The sequence below is a fragment of the Flaviaestuariibacter amylovorans genome (assembly GCF_039541815.1).
GTDB classification, from domain to species: domain Bacteria; phylum Bacteroidota; class Bacteroidia; order Chitinophagales; family Chitinophagaceae; genus Flavisolibacter; species Flavisolibacter amylovorans.
This window is the reverse complement of sequence record NZ_BAABGY010000002.1, coordinates 473726-490302: the sequence shown is the minus strand read 5'-3', so window position 1 is coordinate 490302 and position 16577 is coordinate 473726. Positions and strand designations below refer to the sequence as shown.

Here is a 16577-nt window from a genome sequence, read left to right as displayed (position 1 = left end):
CAAGACTGTAATCCTTACAAGTCCGCCTACGATAATCACTAACTCCTGTATCTAACATATAAGTCAACTTTTGTGTCAACCTATTTTAGGACGAGGCATTCCCTTAACGTAGAAAGCCCCGACGATGTCGGGGCTTTCGTATAAAATGCTCTGAGAAAAGGTCCAAACAAGAAAAGTTTATCCGACCTAAGTTCCCCTACCGGGAGACGGAGGACCGTTATTTAAGTACCTCGCGGGAGATCACGAGCTTCTGGATCTCCGAGGTGCCTTCGCCGATGGTGCACAGCTTGGCGTCGCGGTAATGCTTCTCTACGGGGAAGTCCTTGGTGTAGCCGTAGCCGCCGAAGACCTGAACGGCGTCGTTGGCCACCTTCACCGCTACTTCGGAAGCGTAGTATTTGGCCATGGCGGCCTCTTTCGTCATCGGCTGCTTGGCTTCCTTGAGGGCGCAGGCCTGGAGCGTCAGCAGCTCGGCGGCGGCGATCTCGGTGGCCATGTCGGCGAGCTTGAAGGCGATGCCCTGGAAGGAGGAGATGGGCTTGTCGAACTGGTGGCGCTCCTGAGAATACTGCACGGATGCCTCGTAAGCGCCCTTGGCGATGCCGAGGGAGAGCGAAGCGATGGAGATGCGGCCGCCGTCGAGGATCTTCATGGCCTGCTTGAAGCCGTCGCCAACCTCGCCGAGGCGGTTGGCATCGGGGATGACGCAGTTCTCGAAGATCATCTCGCAGGTTTCGGAGGCGCGCATGCCGAGCTTGTTCTCTTTCTTGCCGGCGTTGAAGCCGGGGGTGCCGCGCTCCACCACGAAGGCGGTGGCGTTGTTCTTGGCGCGGGGCTCGCCGGTACGGCACATCACTACCGCGATGTCGCCGCTCTTGCCATGGGTGATCCAGTTCTTGGTGCCGTTGATGACCCAGTTATCGCCGTCGCGCACGGCGGTGGTCTTCATGTTGCCGGCGTCGGAGCCGGTGTTAGGCTCGGTGAGGCCCCAGGCGCCGATCCATTCGGCGGTGGCGAGCTTCGGTAGCCAGCGGCGCTTCTGCTCTTCGTTGCCGAACTGGAGGATGTGGCCGGTGCAGAGCGAGTTGTGCGCCGCCACCGACAGGCCGATGGAGCCGCACACCTTGGAGATCTCGACGATCACGGCCATGTATTCGTAATAGGAAAGACCGGCGCCGCCGTACTCTTCCGGCACCAGCACGCCCATCATGCCGAGCTGGCCGAGCTGCTTGAAGATGTCTACGGGGAATTCCTGGCTTTCGTCCCACTCCATTACGTGGGGCTTAATGTGTTGCAGGGCAAAGTCGCGGGCGGTCTGCGCCACCTGCTGGGTGATCTCGTTGGGGGTAAAATTCATGCGGCAATCGTTAAATGCGCGGCGAAGATAGGAGGAGAATGTGCTAATGTGCTAATTAGTTAATGTGTTAATGGCATAGAGGCTCGGAAGGATTCAGGAGACCGAACTACTGCCGCATATTGCTGCTGCAAGCCCCTGCACGGTCGCATCCCTTACGGAATCTGTTTAACTTGGAGGCCATGGGCCTGAGAACCGTGGCATCGCTCACTATGCTCCTTCTCTTCATCGCATTTGCCTTGTATGCGATCTTCTATCCGCCCGTACATGCCCGCAAATCCTCGATATACGGCGAGGTGATCCTGGTTTGGAAGCCGAACCGGCCGCGGGCCAGCTGGGTGGTGGAGGTGCAGGAAGGAACAAAGATCCGCAAGATCAATCCCGCTTTCCTGTTCGACAGCGTGACGATCCATATCGGAGATTCCGTGCGCAAGGAAAAAGGATCCGAGGAGTTTTTCCTCAAACGGAAGGGTAGCCAGGAATGGACCCTGTTCGACAGGCCCGTACTGTTCCGCGATGAGATCAGGTAGTGGTGTATTGGTGCGGCCGGAGGTTTCAGCCAATCAGCACCTTATTTCCAGCCCGTCGTAGGCGAGGTGGATGCCCTGCGGAAGGTCGGCGCTGACATCGGCATGACGGCCCATCTGGTGGGAAAGGTGCGTGAAATAGGCTTCGGGAATCTCCAGTTCGCGTACGAGGGTCATCGCTTCGATCAAATTAAAGTGCGAGATGTGCTTCTCGCGGCGCAGCGCGTTCAGCACCAGCACCTTGGAGCCGCGGATCTTATCCTTCTCCGATTCGTCGATGCGATTGGCGTCGGTGATGTAGGTAAAGTCGCCGAAGCGAAACCCAAGCACCGGCATGCGGAGGTGCCATACCTGGATGGGCGTCACCGGGATATCGCCCACCACGAATGGCTCGAGGCCGATGGTATTGAGTTCGAGGTTGGGCACACCGGAAAACTTGTTCTCGGCAAAAGCATAGAAAAACTCGCGCTTGAGGGCCTCGATGGTCAATGGGTTGGCGTAGAGGGGCATTGCTGTTCCCTGCAGGTAGTTGTAGGCACGCACATCGTCGAGCCCGGCCACATGGTCTTTGTGCGGGTGGGTGAACACGACGCCATCGAGTGTACGGACGCCGGCGCGGAGCATCTGGTAACGGAAGTCGGGTCCGGTATCCACCACCAGCGTCGTAGTGGCGGAGCGCACCAGCAGGGCCGAGCGCAGGCGCTTGTCGCGCGAATCGGCGGAGGAGCACACTTCGCAGGGGCAGGCGATCATCGGAACTCCCGAAGAAGTACCGGTACCCAGGAACGTGAACTGAAGCGAAGGGGTGGCCACGGGAGGCAAATTAAGGGAAAGAAAGCAGCGTTTATTGGTTTATTGGTCTATTAGTTTATTAGTATTTCGCCCCGGTGCGGCCGTTTTCCCAATGGCGGCCGGCCCTGCATGCCCGGTCCGTTCGGAGCAGCACTTCGATATCCAATATTCGCTGCCCCTTCCTGACCTCCGGTTCACCGGTCTTGTACGGGAGTTCAGGCTGCGACGGTGCAAGCTCCCGCAACCGGTCACGGATCAAAAAGTCCCGCGTCAGCGGGACCATTGTCTTTGCGAATACCTTAGCTCCTTCTTTTCTTAGCGGTAAACATCCCTTCTTCAGCTTTCCTCGCCTTTATCCGCACCGGCAGACGGCTCGTCGCCTGTGCCGCCGGCCGGAGCTTCGGATGCCGCGGCATCTTCACCAGCCTTAAAGTTGAGCTCTTCCTGCGCGGCGCGGTAGCGGCCCATGATCTCGGCGAACCACTTCTTGCTCTCCGGCGTCAGCGAATCCGCATCTACCCGGAGCTGTGGGATGAGGTCGATCATCGTGTTGATGCGGCCCTCGAGCTGGAGAAACTTGTTCAGCACCACCACCTTCCGGTCTTCCAGAATACAGAAGCCGCTCTGGAACGACCCGCGCTCGTAGCGCACGATATAGCCCGATTCCTCGGCAATGCCTTCGATCTTGTCCAGGGTGTTCTGCGTGTACTTCATGGCGCAAATTTAGGAAAACGGCCGCTGTTCGCTCCGCTCACGGGTTTTGAACCATGGAGGCACGGAGACACAAAGCAACACGGACTACGCGCAGGCGCGCCGTTCACGCGGCGGCGCAGCGGCGCGGCGAACAGGGCTTGCGCAGGTGTACTCCCCGCTGGCGAAGACGTGCCAAAAAATAGCCACCGCGAGCCGGTGGCTATCGTGCATGATCGCTGCGTCGCTTTTCGCTGCGCCGCCGCGTGAAACCTAAGCCGCTTGCGGCTTACTTCGAAACCATTTGAATGACGGGTACGATCATCTCCTCGAGGGAGATGCCGCCGTGCTGAAAGGTGTTGCGGTAATAGTTGACGTAGTGGTTGTAGTTGTTCGGGTAGCAGAGGAAAGTGTCCTCGCCGGCGAAGATGTAGCTCGAGTTGATGGTGGGTGAAGGCAGCCCGCCCTCTTTCGGGTCGCGGAAGGCCAGCACCTCTTTCGGGTTGTAATTGAGGTTGCGCCCGTGCTTGTAGCGCAGGTTGGTGGTCGTTTGCTTGTCGCCCACCACCTTCACCGGTGTCTTTACCCGCACCGAGCCGTGGTCGGTGGCCAGCACGATCTTGATGCCCTTGTCGGCGATCTTCTTGAGTGCCTGGTACAGGGGCGAGTGCGTGAACCACGACACCGTAACACTGCGGTAGCTCTGCTCGTCGCCGGCAAGCTCCTTCAGCACCTCCATCTCCGTACGGGCATGCGAAAGCATGTCCACGAAGTTGTAGACGATGACGTTGAGGTCGTTGTTGAGCAGGTTGTGCACGTTGGCCACGAGCTCGAGGCCCGCCTGGTTGTTGAGCACCTTGGTATAGGACACGCGGAGGTCGCCCTTACCGGCGGCCTTCAGCTGCGCGCGGAGGAACTCCTCCTCGCTCGTGTTCTTGCCGCCCTCGTCCTCGTCGTTCTTCCACAGCTGCGGAAACTTGCGCTCGATGTCGATGGGCAGGGAGCCGGCGAAGATGGCGTTGCGCGCGTAGTGCGTGGCCGTGGGCAGGATGCTGTAAAACGTGTCCTCCTCCGTGATGCGGAAGCTCTCGGCAAAAATGGGCTGGATGGCGCGCCACTGGTCGAAGCGCAGGTTGTCGACGAGCAGGAAGAACAGGGGCGTGCCCTTTTCGAGCTGCGGCAACACCTTGTCCTTCATGAGCGTATGGCTCATCACGGGGCGCTCCTTGGTCTTGGGCGAAAGCCAATCGGTATAATTACGGGAGATGAACTTGAAGAATTCGGTGTTGGCCTCGCTTTTCTGCGACTGCAGCACCTCCTGCATCTCCGGAGAGTCGCTTTGCTGGAGGCTTAGCTCCCAGCGCACAAGCTCCTTGTAAATACCCATCCACTCGTTGAAGTCGGGGTTGGAATTGAGGGCCATGAAGAGGTTGCGGAACTGCTGCTGGTAAGCGGTGGTGGTCTTCTCGGCCACGAGGCGGCGGTTGTCGATGATCTTCTTGAGCGACAGCCACACCTGGTTGGGGTTCACGGGCTTGATGAGGTAGTCGGAGATCTGCGAGCCGATGGCCTCGTCCATGAGGTTCTCCGTTTCGTTCTTGGTGATGAGCACCACGGGCAGCGCGCTGTTGTACTCCTTCATCTTGGCGAGCGTTTCCAGGCCGGTGAGGCCCGGCATGCTCTCGTCCATCAACACCACGTCCACGATATGTTCCTTGATATAGTCGATCGCATCGAAGCCGTTCGTCAGCGTCTGCACGTCGTAGCCTTTGTTCTCCAGGAACATCTTCTGCGACTGCAGGCTTTCTATTTCATCATCTACCCAAAGGATCTTTGCTACTGCCATGTGTATATCTTTTCTGTTTCAAATCTGCCCTATTGTTCCGGGAATCGGGAATCCGCAATCGGCAATGCTTTACCGCCCTCTCCCTCCGACCAAATGAGGACTTGCATTCATAGAGAGGGTTAGGCGTTTGAGCAGAGACCAATTGCCGATTCCCGATTGCCGATTCACGAATTCCAAATGTAGTCATTCCCCCCTCCTATTTTTGCCCTCTTAACACTTTGTGCATGGCGTACGTCCGCAAGATCATCAACGACCCGGTATATGGCTTCATCACGGTGGACGACCCGCTGATCTTCGAGATCATCTCGCACCCGTATTACCAGCGCCTGCGCCGCATCCACCAGATGGCGTTTGCCTCGCTGGTATACCCCGGGGCCGTGCACACCCGCCTGCACCACTCACTCGGCGCCTACCACCTCATGGGACTCGCGCTCACCGAGCTGCGCAACAAGGGCACCGACATCACACCCGACGAAGAGCAGGGTGCCAAGATCGCGATCCTCCTCCACGACATCGGCCACGGGCCCTACTCGCATGCGCTCGAGCGTAAGCTGATCAAGGGCGTGCACCACGAGGAGATCTCCGACCTCATCCTGCAGCTGCTCAACGAGCAGTTCTCCGGCCGCCTCGATACGGCCATCGCCATCTTCCGCGGGGAGTACCCGAAGCAATTCCTGCACCAGCTCGTGTCGGGGCAGCTCGACGTGGACCGCATGGACTACCTCACGCGCGACTCCTTCTTCACCGGCGTGTCGGAAGGCGTCATCGGCTACGACCGCATCCTCAAGATGCTGGTGGTGCACGAGGGTGAGCTGCTCATCGAGGAAAAGGCCATCTTCTCGGTGGAGAAGTTCCTGGTGGCGCGCCGGCTCATGTACTGGCAGGTGTACCTCCACAAGGCCGTGGTGGCCGCCGAAAAGATGCTCGTTCGGATCATCGAGCGCGCGGGCGAGCTCATTGCCGCGGGTATCGAGCTCAACGCCGTCTCCAACAACCTCGACTTCTTCCTGAAGGAGCATCGCCCCGATGGCAACTTCATCCGCCACCTCGAGCGCTTTGCCGCACTCGACGATACCGACGTGCTCTGTTCCATCAAAAACTGGTGCGGGCACTTCGATAAAGTTTTGTCAAGATTGTGCAAGGGGCTCGTGGAGCGGAAGCTGCTCAAGGTGCGCTTCCAGGCCGATCCCTTCGATCCGCAGCTCGTGGAAGCGCTGCGTCGCGACGTGGCCGGCCGGCTCGGCATCACCGAGGACGAGGCCGCCTACTTCGTCTTTACGGGCGAGGCGCAGAACACCACCTACAACCCCTACGACGAGCACATCCGGGTACTGTTCAAGGACGGCACGGTCACCGATATCTCGAAGGTGGACAATGCCCTCATCCACCAGCAGCTCGCGACCCCTGTCAAAAAGTATTACCTTTGCTACCTGAGGTAAGCCCGGTGATCCGAGCTGCCAACGACGCTAAATTCAAAAGTCAAAAGTCAAAAGCTTTCGACGCGGACGACCGCCTTTGTTTGTGCGACTCCTTTTTTTTGAATTTTGACTTTTTACTTTTTACTTTTAGAACATGCTTTTTACAGCCGCCCAGATCTCGATATTGGTCAATGGAAAAATTGAGGGGAATGCCGATGCCGCCGTTTCGTCCTTTGGCAAGATCGAGGAAGCGCAGGAAGGGCAGCTGACATTTCTGGCCAATCCCAAGTACGAAGATTTCCTATATACCACCGGCGCCTCCATCGCCATCATCAACGAGGCCTATGAGCTGCGCCAGCCGGTAACGCCCACCCTCATCCGTGTTCCGGACGCTTACAGCGCCTTCGCCCTCCTCCTGAGCAAGTACCAGGAGATGGCGACGCAGCAGATGAAAGGCATCCAGCAGCCTTCGTTCATCGCCGCCTCCGCCCAGCTGGGCGCCGACGTGTTCGTGGGCGCCTTTTCCTACATCGGCGAGAAGGTAAAGATCGGCGCCGGCACCAAGATCTTCCCCGGCACCTATATCGGCGACAATGTAACGATCGGCGAGGGCTGCATCCTGCACCCGGGCGTCAAGGTCTACCACGACTGCGTGCTGGGCAACAACGTCACCATCCATGCCGGCACCGTCGTTGGCGGCGACGGCTTCGGGTTTGCCCCGCAGGCCGACGGCTCCTTCAAGAAAGTTCCGCAGATCGGCAACGTGGTGATCGAGTCGAACGTGGAGGTGGGCGCCAACACCACCATCGACCGCGCTACCATGGGCTCCACCGTGATCCGCGCGGGTGCCAAGCTCGACAACCTCATCCAGATCGCGCACAACGTAGAGGTGGGCAACAGTACCGTCATTGCCGCCCAGGCGGGCGTATCCGGCTCCACCAAGATCGGCAACCAGGTCATGATCGGCGGGCAGGCCGGCCTCGTGGGCCATATCCAGATCGCCGACGGCTCGCGCATCAATGCCCAGAGCGGCGTTTCCAAATCGCTTAAGGAACCCTACTCTTCCGTTACCGGCTCTCCCGCCGCCGACTATACCAGCGCCCTCCGCAGCCAGGCCGTATTCCGCAACCTGCCCGAGCTCGAAAAGCGGATCCATGAGCTGGAGAAGATTGTGCGGCAGCTTAGTGCCGAGAAGCTCTCTGATGTCTGAGATTTCAGATTTGTGATTTCAGATTTCAGATTTGCCTGGCGGCGGCGTCTTTCCCGGACGCTTTATTCTAGCCGATTTCGGCCGCTTTTCCAGCTTTTCGCTTTTGGTTTTGCACACGGCTGCGAAGATCGCAGTGAGCTCATTGGCTTCGCCGATAAGGCGCAAGGTCTCCGGGCTTTGATCCATGCCACATTCGTAGATCACCTGCAGCCAGTAATGCGACTCGTCGGCTTCCTCCAGCACCACTTCCATCTTGTACAGAAAGTCGTCGTCGGATTTTGCCCGGCGCGTTGCCCGGTAATTGGCGCCCACTGAGCCGGCGGAGCGGATCACCTGCTTTGCCGTTTCATATCCGGCGGCATCGCGCGGCAAGTTCCGGCAGAGCCGGATCACGTCGATGTGGAACTGCTTTGTCCGTTGCTCCAATAACTCCCTCGTCATGTTTTTCATGAAGGTCGGTCGGCAAAGACGGCTGTCGCAATAGGAAAAGAACAGGAATCAGTGGGTTTTTACACGACAAAGCCCCGAAAATCACCGGGGCCCCAAAAATCTGAAATCTGAAATCACACATCTGAAATCTACCGCGCAGCGACATGCGCGGCACACACCTCCAGCAGCCTTCCCGCTACGGACACGAGCTGGTCGAAACGGATGGGCTTGGTGATGTATTCGACGTTCTTACCGCGGAAGAAGAGCTTGTCGAGCTCCGAGCTGGAGGTACTGAAGATCACGACGGGGACGTCGGCAAGCTCGGGATCCTGGCGGATGAGTTGAAAGGTCTTGCGCCCGTCCATGCGGGGCATATTGATGTCGAGCACAATGAGGCAGGGCAGCGCTCCCGCAGCCTTCAGCGCCTGGAGGCGCTCGAGCCCGTCGATGCCATCGCTGGCCTCGAGCAGGGTGAACTGACCGTCGATATGGTCGATGGCCTCACGCAGGAGGAGCAGGTCGTCGCGGTCGTCGTCGACATAGAGGATCGTGTGGGCGTGTGCGTAGGTAACGGATTTCATAGGTTCGCGCTTCCCGGCAAAAGTGCGTCAGCCTTGCGTTAAAAGCAACCCAAGATCGGTAAAGGCCCGCTTTCGCGCGGCGAATCCGGAAAAGCCGGAACGGCGGGGGAGGCCGGAATAAAAAAAGCGGCCTTCCGGGACCGCGGCAACATCAAGGGGGAAACGACACGCTTGCTCAGTTGTCGTCCGACACGGGCTCCTGGCAATAGCGGGCGAGGCGGGTCACGAGCGACACCCAGTCGCTATACATGTCGGGCTTTGGGATCAGCTCCACTGCCAGGGCGGAGGGCCCATAGCTCGCATCCACAAAATCCACCGAGGTGGAGAAAAACTTGACCGGGATGCTGCTGAAGCGATTGTCGGCAGCCAGCAGGTCGTAGGTCTCCGGCCCGGAGATCACGGGATTCTTCATATCCAGCAGGATGAGGCAAGGCGGGGCATCCGGGGCCAGCGCCAGCTGCTCCAGCAGGGCACGGCCGTCGGGAAAGCAGCGTACCGGAAGCTGAGCGGCTTCCGCTACCTCGGCAAAGAGCTCCCGATCGTCTTCATCGTCTTCCACGTACGCCAGATAACGAAGCCCCGGCGCGATTACACAGTTCATAACCGTAGGGTATTGCAAGGATTATGCTAGGGGTTAGTTAGCGGTCGGGAAGCGGGCGCAGGCGCCAGACCGGGGCGCATTCTACACGGTTCAGGCGCATTCCCTGCGCGTTTGTCCTGAGGGAACGGCGCTACGGTGGCATTGCCTATGACCTGCCGGGTCAGCAGCCACCGGCGGGCCCTGCCGGCCCATCGCAGGCAGGCGTGCGTAGGTACGTTCGTGCCTGTCGGTAGAAAGAGACCGGATGGATGGCCCCGGATCGGGCCGGACGCCCGGACCTGGCCGGGTACGGGTACCGGCAGGCTTTCCGGCAAGGCACCTGCGCCGCAGGGGTGCCGGACAGGAAAGATATCCCGATGTTGCGCACCGGAAGGCGAGCCATGAGTCCGGACACCGCTTATTGGCCGTCCACAGCCTTCGTCACATCATTGAAATCGTAGGGCCTGTTGTAGGGAGAAAAATAGGTGGCGTCTTTCAGCAGCTCGAACTTCTCGTTGAACGCACTGTTGAAGATCACCCGGAAGGTGTTCACCAGGGAGATATTCTGATACAGCTGCGAACTGTCTTTCTTATTCAGCAGAATGGCGTTGAATACCTTTCCGCGCTCGACGATAAGTTCCGGATCGGGGCGCTCCCAGCTTCCATCGCCGAAAAATGCAGACCCGTGATCCGATTGCAGCACGATGACCGCGTTGGGGGACTTCTGCAGGATGCTTTCCACGATCTGCTCTACCCTCCGGTTCAGGTACTTGATCTGGGCGATATAGTATTGCTTCTCGTTCTTGTTCCAGGTGTTGTCGATCTTCAGCTCGCCCGGGATGGGGCCGCCGGTTTCCGTAAATACATAAGGAGGGTGCGGGCAGACCACATGGCCGAACACAAACTTGGGCCCCCGGATCGAATCCAGGCTGGGCATTCCGTCCAGCGTATACAGGATGTTTTTCGAGAAGCTCTGCCTGGCCTTGATCAGCGTGCTTGCAAAGGGACGAATGATCGTGGTTTGCAGGAAGGTCAGGTTCGTTGGCTCCACCTGCTTCGGAAGCGACAGGTTGCGTTCGGCATAATCGAGCTTATTCGTACCGATGTACCCGCTGCCGAAGTTGACCGTCGTATACCCCTTGCGTAACAGGTACCGCATCACCTCGTTCCGGGAAATGAGCCCGTACGGCCCCGACTTATCCTGGCTGTTGATGCCCGGGTTCTTCTGGAAATCGTTGATGTACTTCATGTTGAGCGTCGCCGCAAGCGACAGGAACGTAGCGACATAATTCGCTTTCGCTTCGGAAGCCACATAAAACCCTTTGGTCTTCAGGTAATTCTCAAATGGGGAATTGTCATATCCATGGTACTTTCTCAGCACGTTGGAGTTGGCATATCCATCCATCATCAGGAAGTAGATATCCGGGTGCTGTGCCGTGTCTTTGACCGCTTCTGATTTAAAGCTCTGTATATCGTTTCCGTTGGCCAGCGCCCCGGCTTGCTGGCTGTCCAGGTTCTTCAGGTCGTGGAGGATGATCTGGAAAAGCACCACAAAGAAGATGCTGGCGGAGAACATCTTGACGATCCGCGAAGCCGTGTCCAGTTTCTTCCGGGTTTTAAGCAGCAACCAGCCTACCGCTACGAACACCGAACCGTAAGCCAACAGCAGCAGCGAATGCCTGAGGTTGATCCCGCGCTCCGCCAGGGCCTGGAATAAATGGCCGTAGGAGAAAAACAGGACAACCACGAGCGACGTCAGTAAAGCGGCCTTGACCCGGTCCTTCAGGATCCATTGGAATAACAGCAGGAGGATCAGGGTTGCCGCAAGGATAGCAGGGATAAACAACGCGATCGAGGAAAAGCTGGCTTCCGTGATGTTGCCGAAATAAAAGGCCAGGAGCGGAAACATCGCCAGCATCAGCGGGAAGAGCAGGTAGCTCCAGTTACGGGTCCTGCGCAGCAGGGCGCCGAAAAATCGATTCTGCGGCTCACTATTCCTGCTCTTCTTCAACAATTCGTTCTTCGCGATTGCAAACACATTGTTCATGGTCCAGTACAATACGATGCCTGAGGCCACATTATACAGCAACGCGAAAAAAACGACTGCGATCACCCAGAGCTGAACCCGCTCTCCTTTGTTGCCCCCTTTCGCATACAGGTATCCGGAGGCAATATTGGCGACCGTCATCAGGAGGGGCAACACGTTGAGCGAGAACCCGGATACCGCGATCAGTCCATCAGGCTTCGAGAGGTCCCGGATGGGCCCGAACGACACCCCGTTCAAAGGTCCGTATAAGGTCAGCATCCAGAAGGCGGCGAGAAAAAACGGGATCTGGAAAAACAGGCCGAGCAACCCGGATAAGGAGTAGATGGGATGGTAGTTATACTGCCGGTAAATGGTCCGGGTATAATAGTACTTCTCCATGTTGTGCGTCACGTCCTTCAGCTTGGAAAGCGCCGGTTGCATCCGGAGCTTCCTCGCTCTTTCGATGTTCTGGATCATCTCCGCCAGCCAGAACAAGGGAAGCATCAGGATCGTGACCGCCAGGCTTAACAAAATAATCGACCATCCATAGCTTGCCGTGATACTATAGAAGTACTCAAGAATGGACTCTAAAAACTTTATCAATACCATTATGCAAGTTGGTTGTAAATGGACATTACCTGGTCCGCCGCAATCTTACCGGACTTCCGGAAATTGAAAATGTGCTTATCGATGATTTCTTGGGTTACCGTTTTCTTTGCCGCCAGGTTCACCGTTTCCGACACCGCTTCGATATTGGTGGCATGTACGATCCCGCCGATATCCTGGAGCAGGTCGCGTGCGGATGTGGCACGTGCCAGGTCGGAAGCCTCATATCCGCCGTCCGCCCAATCGAACTCGACGGCAACAACGGGTTTCCGGTGCATGAACGCCATGTCGTAAACCATCCCCGACGTGATGTCACAGATCAGCACATTCGAGCTGCTGATCGCCTTCTCGCTGCTGACGCTCCGGTCGATGGTCAGGTTCGGATGCGCCTCGAATTCTGCCAGGATCTCGTTCATCAGCGGCTTGTCGGAAATCCACGATTGGGGGTGCGGGCGCAGGATGACCTTATGACCCGCCTCCAATAAATAGCGCAGCATCTGCTTGCCGCATGACTTGAAGAATGTCCGGTCGCCCCAGGTCGGCGCCAGCAGGATGCTCTCGCCGGCAACTACGTCGCCTGCCTTGAACACGTCGTAGTAGGTGCATCCGGTTTCAAAAAGCTGCTTGGGCTTCGTGTTCCGCTCCTGCTCCAGGAAGCGCAGGTTGCTGATCTGCGCCGTACTGCTGCACAGCACCGAATCGAAATAGTCGAAGGCAAACTTTTTGTACGCGTGTATGTCCGTCGGGGAATGTATCAGGTGGGAGTAATGCTTCACGTTCCTGGAACGTCGTAAGGCGATCACGTCAAGCTGAGGGGTCGTCATGATACACAGCCTGGCCTTCAGCCGGTTCAGGAAGTAGATCGATTGCCGGATGTCTCCGAGGTAATGCGCCGAATAGTATTCTGACGATAACGCCAGTCCTGCATCCTGCTTATCTGCGGTCAGGTAGACCACTTTCTGCTTCCTGCCGACGAGCTCCTCAACCACGGGCTGGAACACTTTCCAGTAATTCTTCCCTTCGCTGAAGAACACGATTTCGTTGGACAGGTCCTTTACGTGCACCTTTTCCTTCTTCAGGAACAGGTAGGAAACCTTATAGAAAAGGCCCTTCAGGAAGTACAAGAGCGTAAAGCCCAGGCCCGCAAGCGCACTGATCAGCAACGCTCCTGAGCCCGGGTCTATATATAGTATCGTCATGCTGGTATTAACTCCTACTTTCTGGAAACTACTCTGATGAAGGTCTCGTTCGTGTCCTTGAACGGTGCGAACCCATCGGCTTCCTGGGCAAACTCCACGCTGAACTGCAAACCTTTCAACTGGGCGCAAAGGCCTTCGAAGTCGAGGAATCTTCTGTAGTGATCGTCATAGATGTAGGCATCCGGATCACCGGCAACCTGGGTTCCCTTCTGGTACAGCTCATTCTTTTTGCCTCTCACCTCGATGCAGAAAAGACCGCCTTTATTGAGCTGGTTGTACGCCCAGTTCAGCACCCGGGCCTGCTCGCTTTCGGTGATGGAGTGGAGGGTAAACCGGGAATAGACCAGATCGTAGGTGTGCTCGGTTCCGAGCTGCGTAAAATCGCCGCAAACAAAATTGATCCCGCTCTGATCCTTGAACTTGTCTTCCAGGTATTCGATCTGGCCGCTAGCCTGATCTACGGCGGTTACGTTCAGTCCCTGCTTGTTGAAATAAATAGCATCCCTGCCATCGCCACATCCCAACTCGATGAGATCCTTTTCTCCTTCACCGGCATAGTTTTCTGCTACAAACCTGGCAAAAAGAGAAGGTTCGTTGACTTGTCTGTGGGTGGAATAATATTCTTCCCAGTACTTTTTATCCATTTTTCTGTTTTTTTCTTGGAATCGGTCAGGCTTTCGCCAGGTGGTGCGTTTCTGGTTGTGTTGGTCGAAATGGGTGCCTAGGCCTTGCGAACATGGGTGTGCTGCCCGAAAAGGCAGGTTCCTAGGGATTTAACCATAACATAATGTTCACAGGGCGCAAATATAGGGGTATTCGCCAATACCCGGTTCCGGCCTTGAAAATGGAGCACCCGCACCTTTTTGCCGCAACCACAGGCCCCAGCCGGCAGCTTTGGAAGCGGCTACCAAAGGAGCAGGAGCCGGATGCGGGAGCGAAAAGGGTTCACCCTGATCCGGAGGCTCCCGGAAGGCATTGGGTGGGTTTGCGGGGAGGCCGCCGGGGGGGTCACCGCCGGGTAGGCACCGGCGGCGCGCCGGCAAAAACAAAAGGGGTGGGATCGCTGGGAACGCGGAACACCTCCTCTCCCGACCCCGCGTCCGGCCTGCCAACCGGGCATCTTCGAAACCCTTGTTTTTTAACGCTTTCGCCTTGCTTAACCGGGCCTTTTTCGGTACCTTCGCGTGAACCTAAAAAGGCCCCCGGATGGCCCTATCCCCTTTCAAATGAGCGACATTTTAGATACCCTGACAAGCAACGTCCCCGTAACGGCGGGGCCCGCTTACGGCGCCGACTCCATTCAAGTGCTCGAAGGCCTCGAAGCGGTGCGTAAGCGCCCGGCGATGTATATCGGCGATATCGGCGTCAAAGGCCTCCACCACCTCGTATATGAGGTCGTAGACAACTCCATCGATGAAGCCCTGGCCGGCCATTGTAAGAACATCCTCGTCACCATCCACGAAGACAACTCCATTTCCGTGGAGGATGACGGCCGCGGCATTCCCACCGCCATGCACACGAAGGAAAAGCGCTCCGCCCTCGAGGTGGTGATGACCGTGCTGCACGCGGGTGGTAAGTTCGACAAGGACTCGTACAAGGTGTCCGGCGGTCTGCACGGCGTGGGTGTGTCCTGCGTCAACGCCCTCTCCACCAAGCTGCACGTCACCGTATTCCGCGAAGGCAAGATCTTCGAGCAGGAGTACCGCATCGGCGTGCCGCAGTACCCCGTGCGCGAGATCGGTGTTTCCGAGAAGCGCGGTACCACGGTCCACTTCTGGCCCGACAACACGATCTTCATCACCGACGTCTATAACAAGGACATCCTCGAAGGCCGCCTCCGCGAGCTTTCCTTCCTCAACAAAGGCCTCCGCATCACGCTCACCGACCTGCGCGAGAAGGACGAGGAAACCGGCCTCCACTACAGCAACACCTTCTACAGCGAGGGGGGCATCGTGGAGTTCGTGGAGATGCTCGACGCCAACGCCGGCCGCCTGCCGCTCATCCCGAAGCCGCTCTTCGTAGAAGGCCGCGACGAGAAGGCGAACGTGGCGGTGGAAGTGGCCATGAGCTACAACTCCTCCTACTCGGAGCACATCTACTCCTACGTCAACAACATCAACACCATCGAAGGCGGCACGCACGTCACCGGCTTCCGCGCCGCCCTGACCCGCGTGTTCAAGAAATACGGCGACGAGCAGAATATGTTCGAAAAGGCCAAGGTGGTGATCGAAGGCGACGACTTCCGCGAAGGCCTGTCGGCCGTCATCTCGGTAAAGGTGCCTGAGCCGCAGTTCGAAGGACAAACCAAGACGAAGCTGGGCAACAACGAGGTGGCGGGTATCGTGAATACGACCGTGGCCCGCGTCATCGAGCACTTCCTCGAAGAGAACCCGAAGGAAGCCAAGAACATCATCCAGAAGGTGATCCTCGCCGCCCAGGCCCGCGCCGCGGCCAAGAAGGCCCGCGAGATGGTACAGCGTAAGAGCGTGCTCTCCGGCGGCGGCCTCCCCGGCAAGCTCGCCGACTGCTCCGAGCGCGACGCCGAGAAATGCGAGCTCTACCTCGTGGAAGGTGACTCGGCCGGCGGCACTGCCAAGCAGGGCCGCGACCGCTCCTTCCAGGCCATCCTGCCGCTCCGCGGTAAGATCCTGAACGTGGAGAAAGCCATGGAGCACAAGATCTACGAGAACGAGGAGATCCGCAACATCTACACCGCCCTCGGCGTGACGGTAGGCACCGAAGACGACAAGAAAGCCCTCAATATCACGAAGCTCCGCTACCATAAGCTGATCATCATGACCGATGCCGACGTGGACGGATCGCACATCGCCACCCTCATCCTCACCTTCCTGTACCGTTACATGAAGGAGATGGTGGAGCAGGGCTACGTCTTCATCGCGCAGCCGCCCCTGTACCTGGTGAAGAAGGGCAAGGAGGGCGCGTACGCCTACAACGAGGAGCAGCGCAAGGCGCTCGTGGCAAAGCTCGGTGGCGGCAACGAAGGCGCCGTCAACATCCAGCGCTACAAGGGTCTCGGTGAAATGAACGCCGAGCAGCTTTGGGAAACCACGATGAACCCCGCTACGCGCACCCTCAAGCAGGTAACGATCGAGAGCGCCGCCGAGGCCGACCGCATCTTCTCCATGCTGATGGGCGACGAAGTGGCCCCGCGCCGCGAATTCATCGAGTCGCACGCCAAGTACGCCCGCATCGACGTATAACTACGGAAACGATCCATAAGAAAAGCCCCCCGACGGTACCGTCGGGGGGCTTTTCTTTATCGGTCGCGTTGCAGGGAAAGAACACGGATGGAGCGGAT

Annotated in this window: 14 protein-coding genes; 4 read left to right on the top strand and 10 right to left on the bottom strand. The window is 57.8% G+C overall.

The genetic code is table 11. The features are described from left to right. Positions 1 to 217: 217 nt before the first annotated feature. The gene (locus ABD937_RS04445) at positions 218 to 1357 is read right to left on the bottom strand and encodes an acyl-CoA dehydrogenase (protein WP_345253724.1); all 1140 of its coding nucleotides are present in this window, start codon (positions 1355 to 1357) and stop codon (positions 218 to 220) included. Positions 1358 to 1536: 179 nt separating this feature from the next. Here ABD937_RS04445 and ABD937_RS04440 point away from each other — a divergent pair, with 179 nt between their 5' ends. Beyond that, entirely contained in the window at positions 1537 to 1884 is a 348-nt protein-coding gene (locus ABD937_RS04440) for a hypothetical protein (protein WP_345253722.1), read from the top strand. Positions 1885 to 1917: 33 nt separating this feature from the next. On the opposite strand, the gene ABD937_RS04435 is transcribed toward ABD937_RS04440, so the two are convergent. The 3 genes from ABD937_RS04435 to porX all read right to left on the bottom strand — a co-directional run bounded on the left by ABD937_RS04435 (position 1918) and on the right by porX (position 5209). Beyond that, positions 1918 to 2694 (bottom strand): MBL fold metallo-hydrolase, encoded by a 777-nt coding sequence (locus ABD937_RS04435; protein WP_345253720.1) that lies wholly within the window; start codon positions 2692 to 2694, stop codon positions 1918 to 1920. A gap of 315 nt (positions 2695 to 3009) precedes the next feature. Then, a complete protein-coding gene (locus tag ABD937_RS04430; RefSeq protein WP_345253718.1) occupies positions 3010 to 3387 on the bottom strand; it encodes a hypothetical protein in 378 nt (125 codons plus the stop codon). Between the two features lie 265 nt (positions 3388 to 3652). Continuing rightward, positions 3653 to 5209 carry a T9SS response regulator signal transducer PorX gene (gene porX / locus ABD937_RS04425; RefSeq protein ID WP_345253716.1) on the bottom strand — a complete coding sequence of 519 codons (1557 nt, stop codon included), beginning with the start codon at positions 5207 to 5209 and terminating at the stop codon, positions 3653 to 3655. 224 nt (positions 5210 to 5433) lie between these two features. Between porX and ABD937_RS04420 the strand changes: the two genes are divergently transcribed. Together ABD937_RS04420 and lpxD are read left to right on the top strand one after the other, a co-directional pair. Beyond that, on the top strand, positions 5434 to 6648 hold the full coding sequence (locus ABD937_RS04420) for an HD domain-containing protein (protein ID WP_345253714.1): 1215 nt from the start codon (positions 5434 to 5436) through the stop codon (positions 6646 to 6648). Positions 6649 to 6781: 133 nt separating this feature from the next. Further along, positions 6782 to 7837 (top strand): UDP-3-O-(3-hydroxymyristoyl)glucosamine N-acyltransferase, encoded by a 1056-nt coding sequence (lpxD, locus tag ABD937_RS04415; RefSeq protein ID WP_345253712.1) that lies wholly within the window; start codon positions 6782 to 6784, stop codon positions 7835 to 7837. An 18-nt stretch (positions 7838 to 7855) separates the two neighbouring features. On the opposite strand, the gene ABD937_RS04410 is transcribed toward lpxD, so the two are convergent. From ABD937_RS04410 to ABD937_RS04385, 6 genes are all read right to left on the bottom strand, one after another. Beyond that, a complete protein-coding gene (locus ABD937_RS04410; protein ID WP_345253711.1) occupies positions 7856 to 8287 on the bottom strand; it encodes a four helix bundle protein in 432 nt (143 codons plus the stop codon). A gap of 128 nt (positions 8288 to 8415) precedes the next feature. Next, positions 8416 to 8847, bottom strand: a complete 432-nt coding sequence (locus tag ABD937_RS04405; RefSeq protein ID WP_345253709.1) for a response regulator — start codon at positions 8845 to 8847, stop codon at positions 8416 to 8418. A gap of 175 nt (positions 8848 to 9022) precedes the next feature. Further along, positions 9023 to 9448: a response regulator gene (locus tag ABD937_RS04400; RefSeq protein ID WP_345253707.1), complete on the bottom strand. Its 426-nt coding sequence runs from the start codon at positions 9446 to 9448 to the stop codon at positions 9023 to 9025. A 397-nt stretch (positions 9449 to 9845) separates the two neighbouring features. Continuing rightward, positions 9846 to 12062 (bottom strand): YidC/Oxa1 family membrane protein insertase, encoded by a 2217-nt coding sequence (locus tag ABD937_RS04395; protein WP_345253705.1) that lies wholly within the window; start codon positions 12060 to 12062, stop codon positions 9846 to 9848. Then, positions 12062 to 13258, bottom strand: coding sequence for a hypothetical protein (locus tag ABD937_RS04390; RefSeq protein WP_345253704.1), 1197 nt, complete (start codon positions 13256 to 13258; stop codon positions 12062 to 12064). The genes ABD937_RS04395 and ABD937_RS04390 overlap by 1 nt, the downstream gene beginning before the upstream one ends. A 14-nt stretch (positions 13259 to 13272) precedes the next feature. Beyond that, the gene (locus ABD937_RS04385) at positions 13273 to 13902 is read right to left on the bottom strand and encodes a class I SAM-dependent methyltransferase (RefSeq protein ID WP_345253703.1); all 630 of its coding nucleotides are present in this window, start codon (positions 13900 to 13902) and stop codon (positions 13273 to 13275) included. 582 nt (positions 13903 to 14484) lie between these two features. On the opposite strand from ABD937_RS04385, the gene gyrB reads away from it, so the two are divergent. Then, a complete protein-coding gene (gene gyrB, locus ABD937_RS04380; RefSeq protein WP_345253702.1) occupies positions 14485 to 16479 on the top strand; it encodes a DNA topoisomerase (ATP-hydrolyzing) subunit B in 1995 nt (664 codons plus the stop codon). The last annotated feature ends 98 nt before the right edge of the window (positions 16480 to 16577 follow it).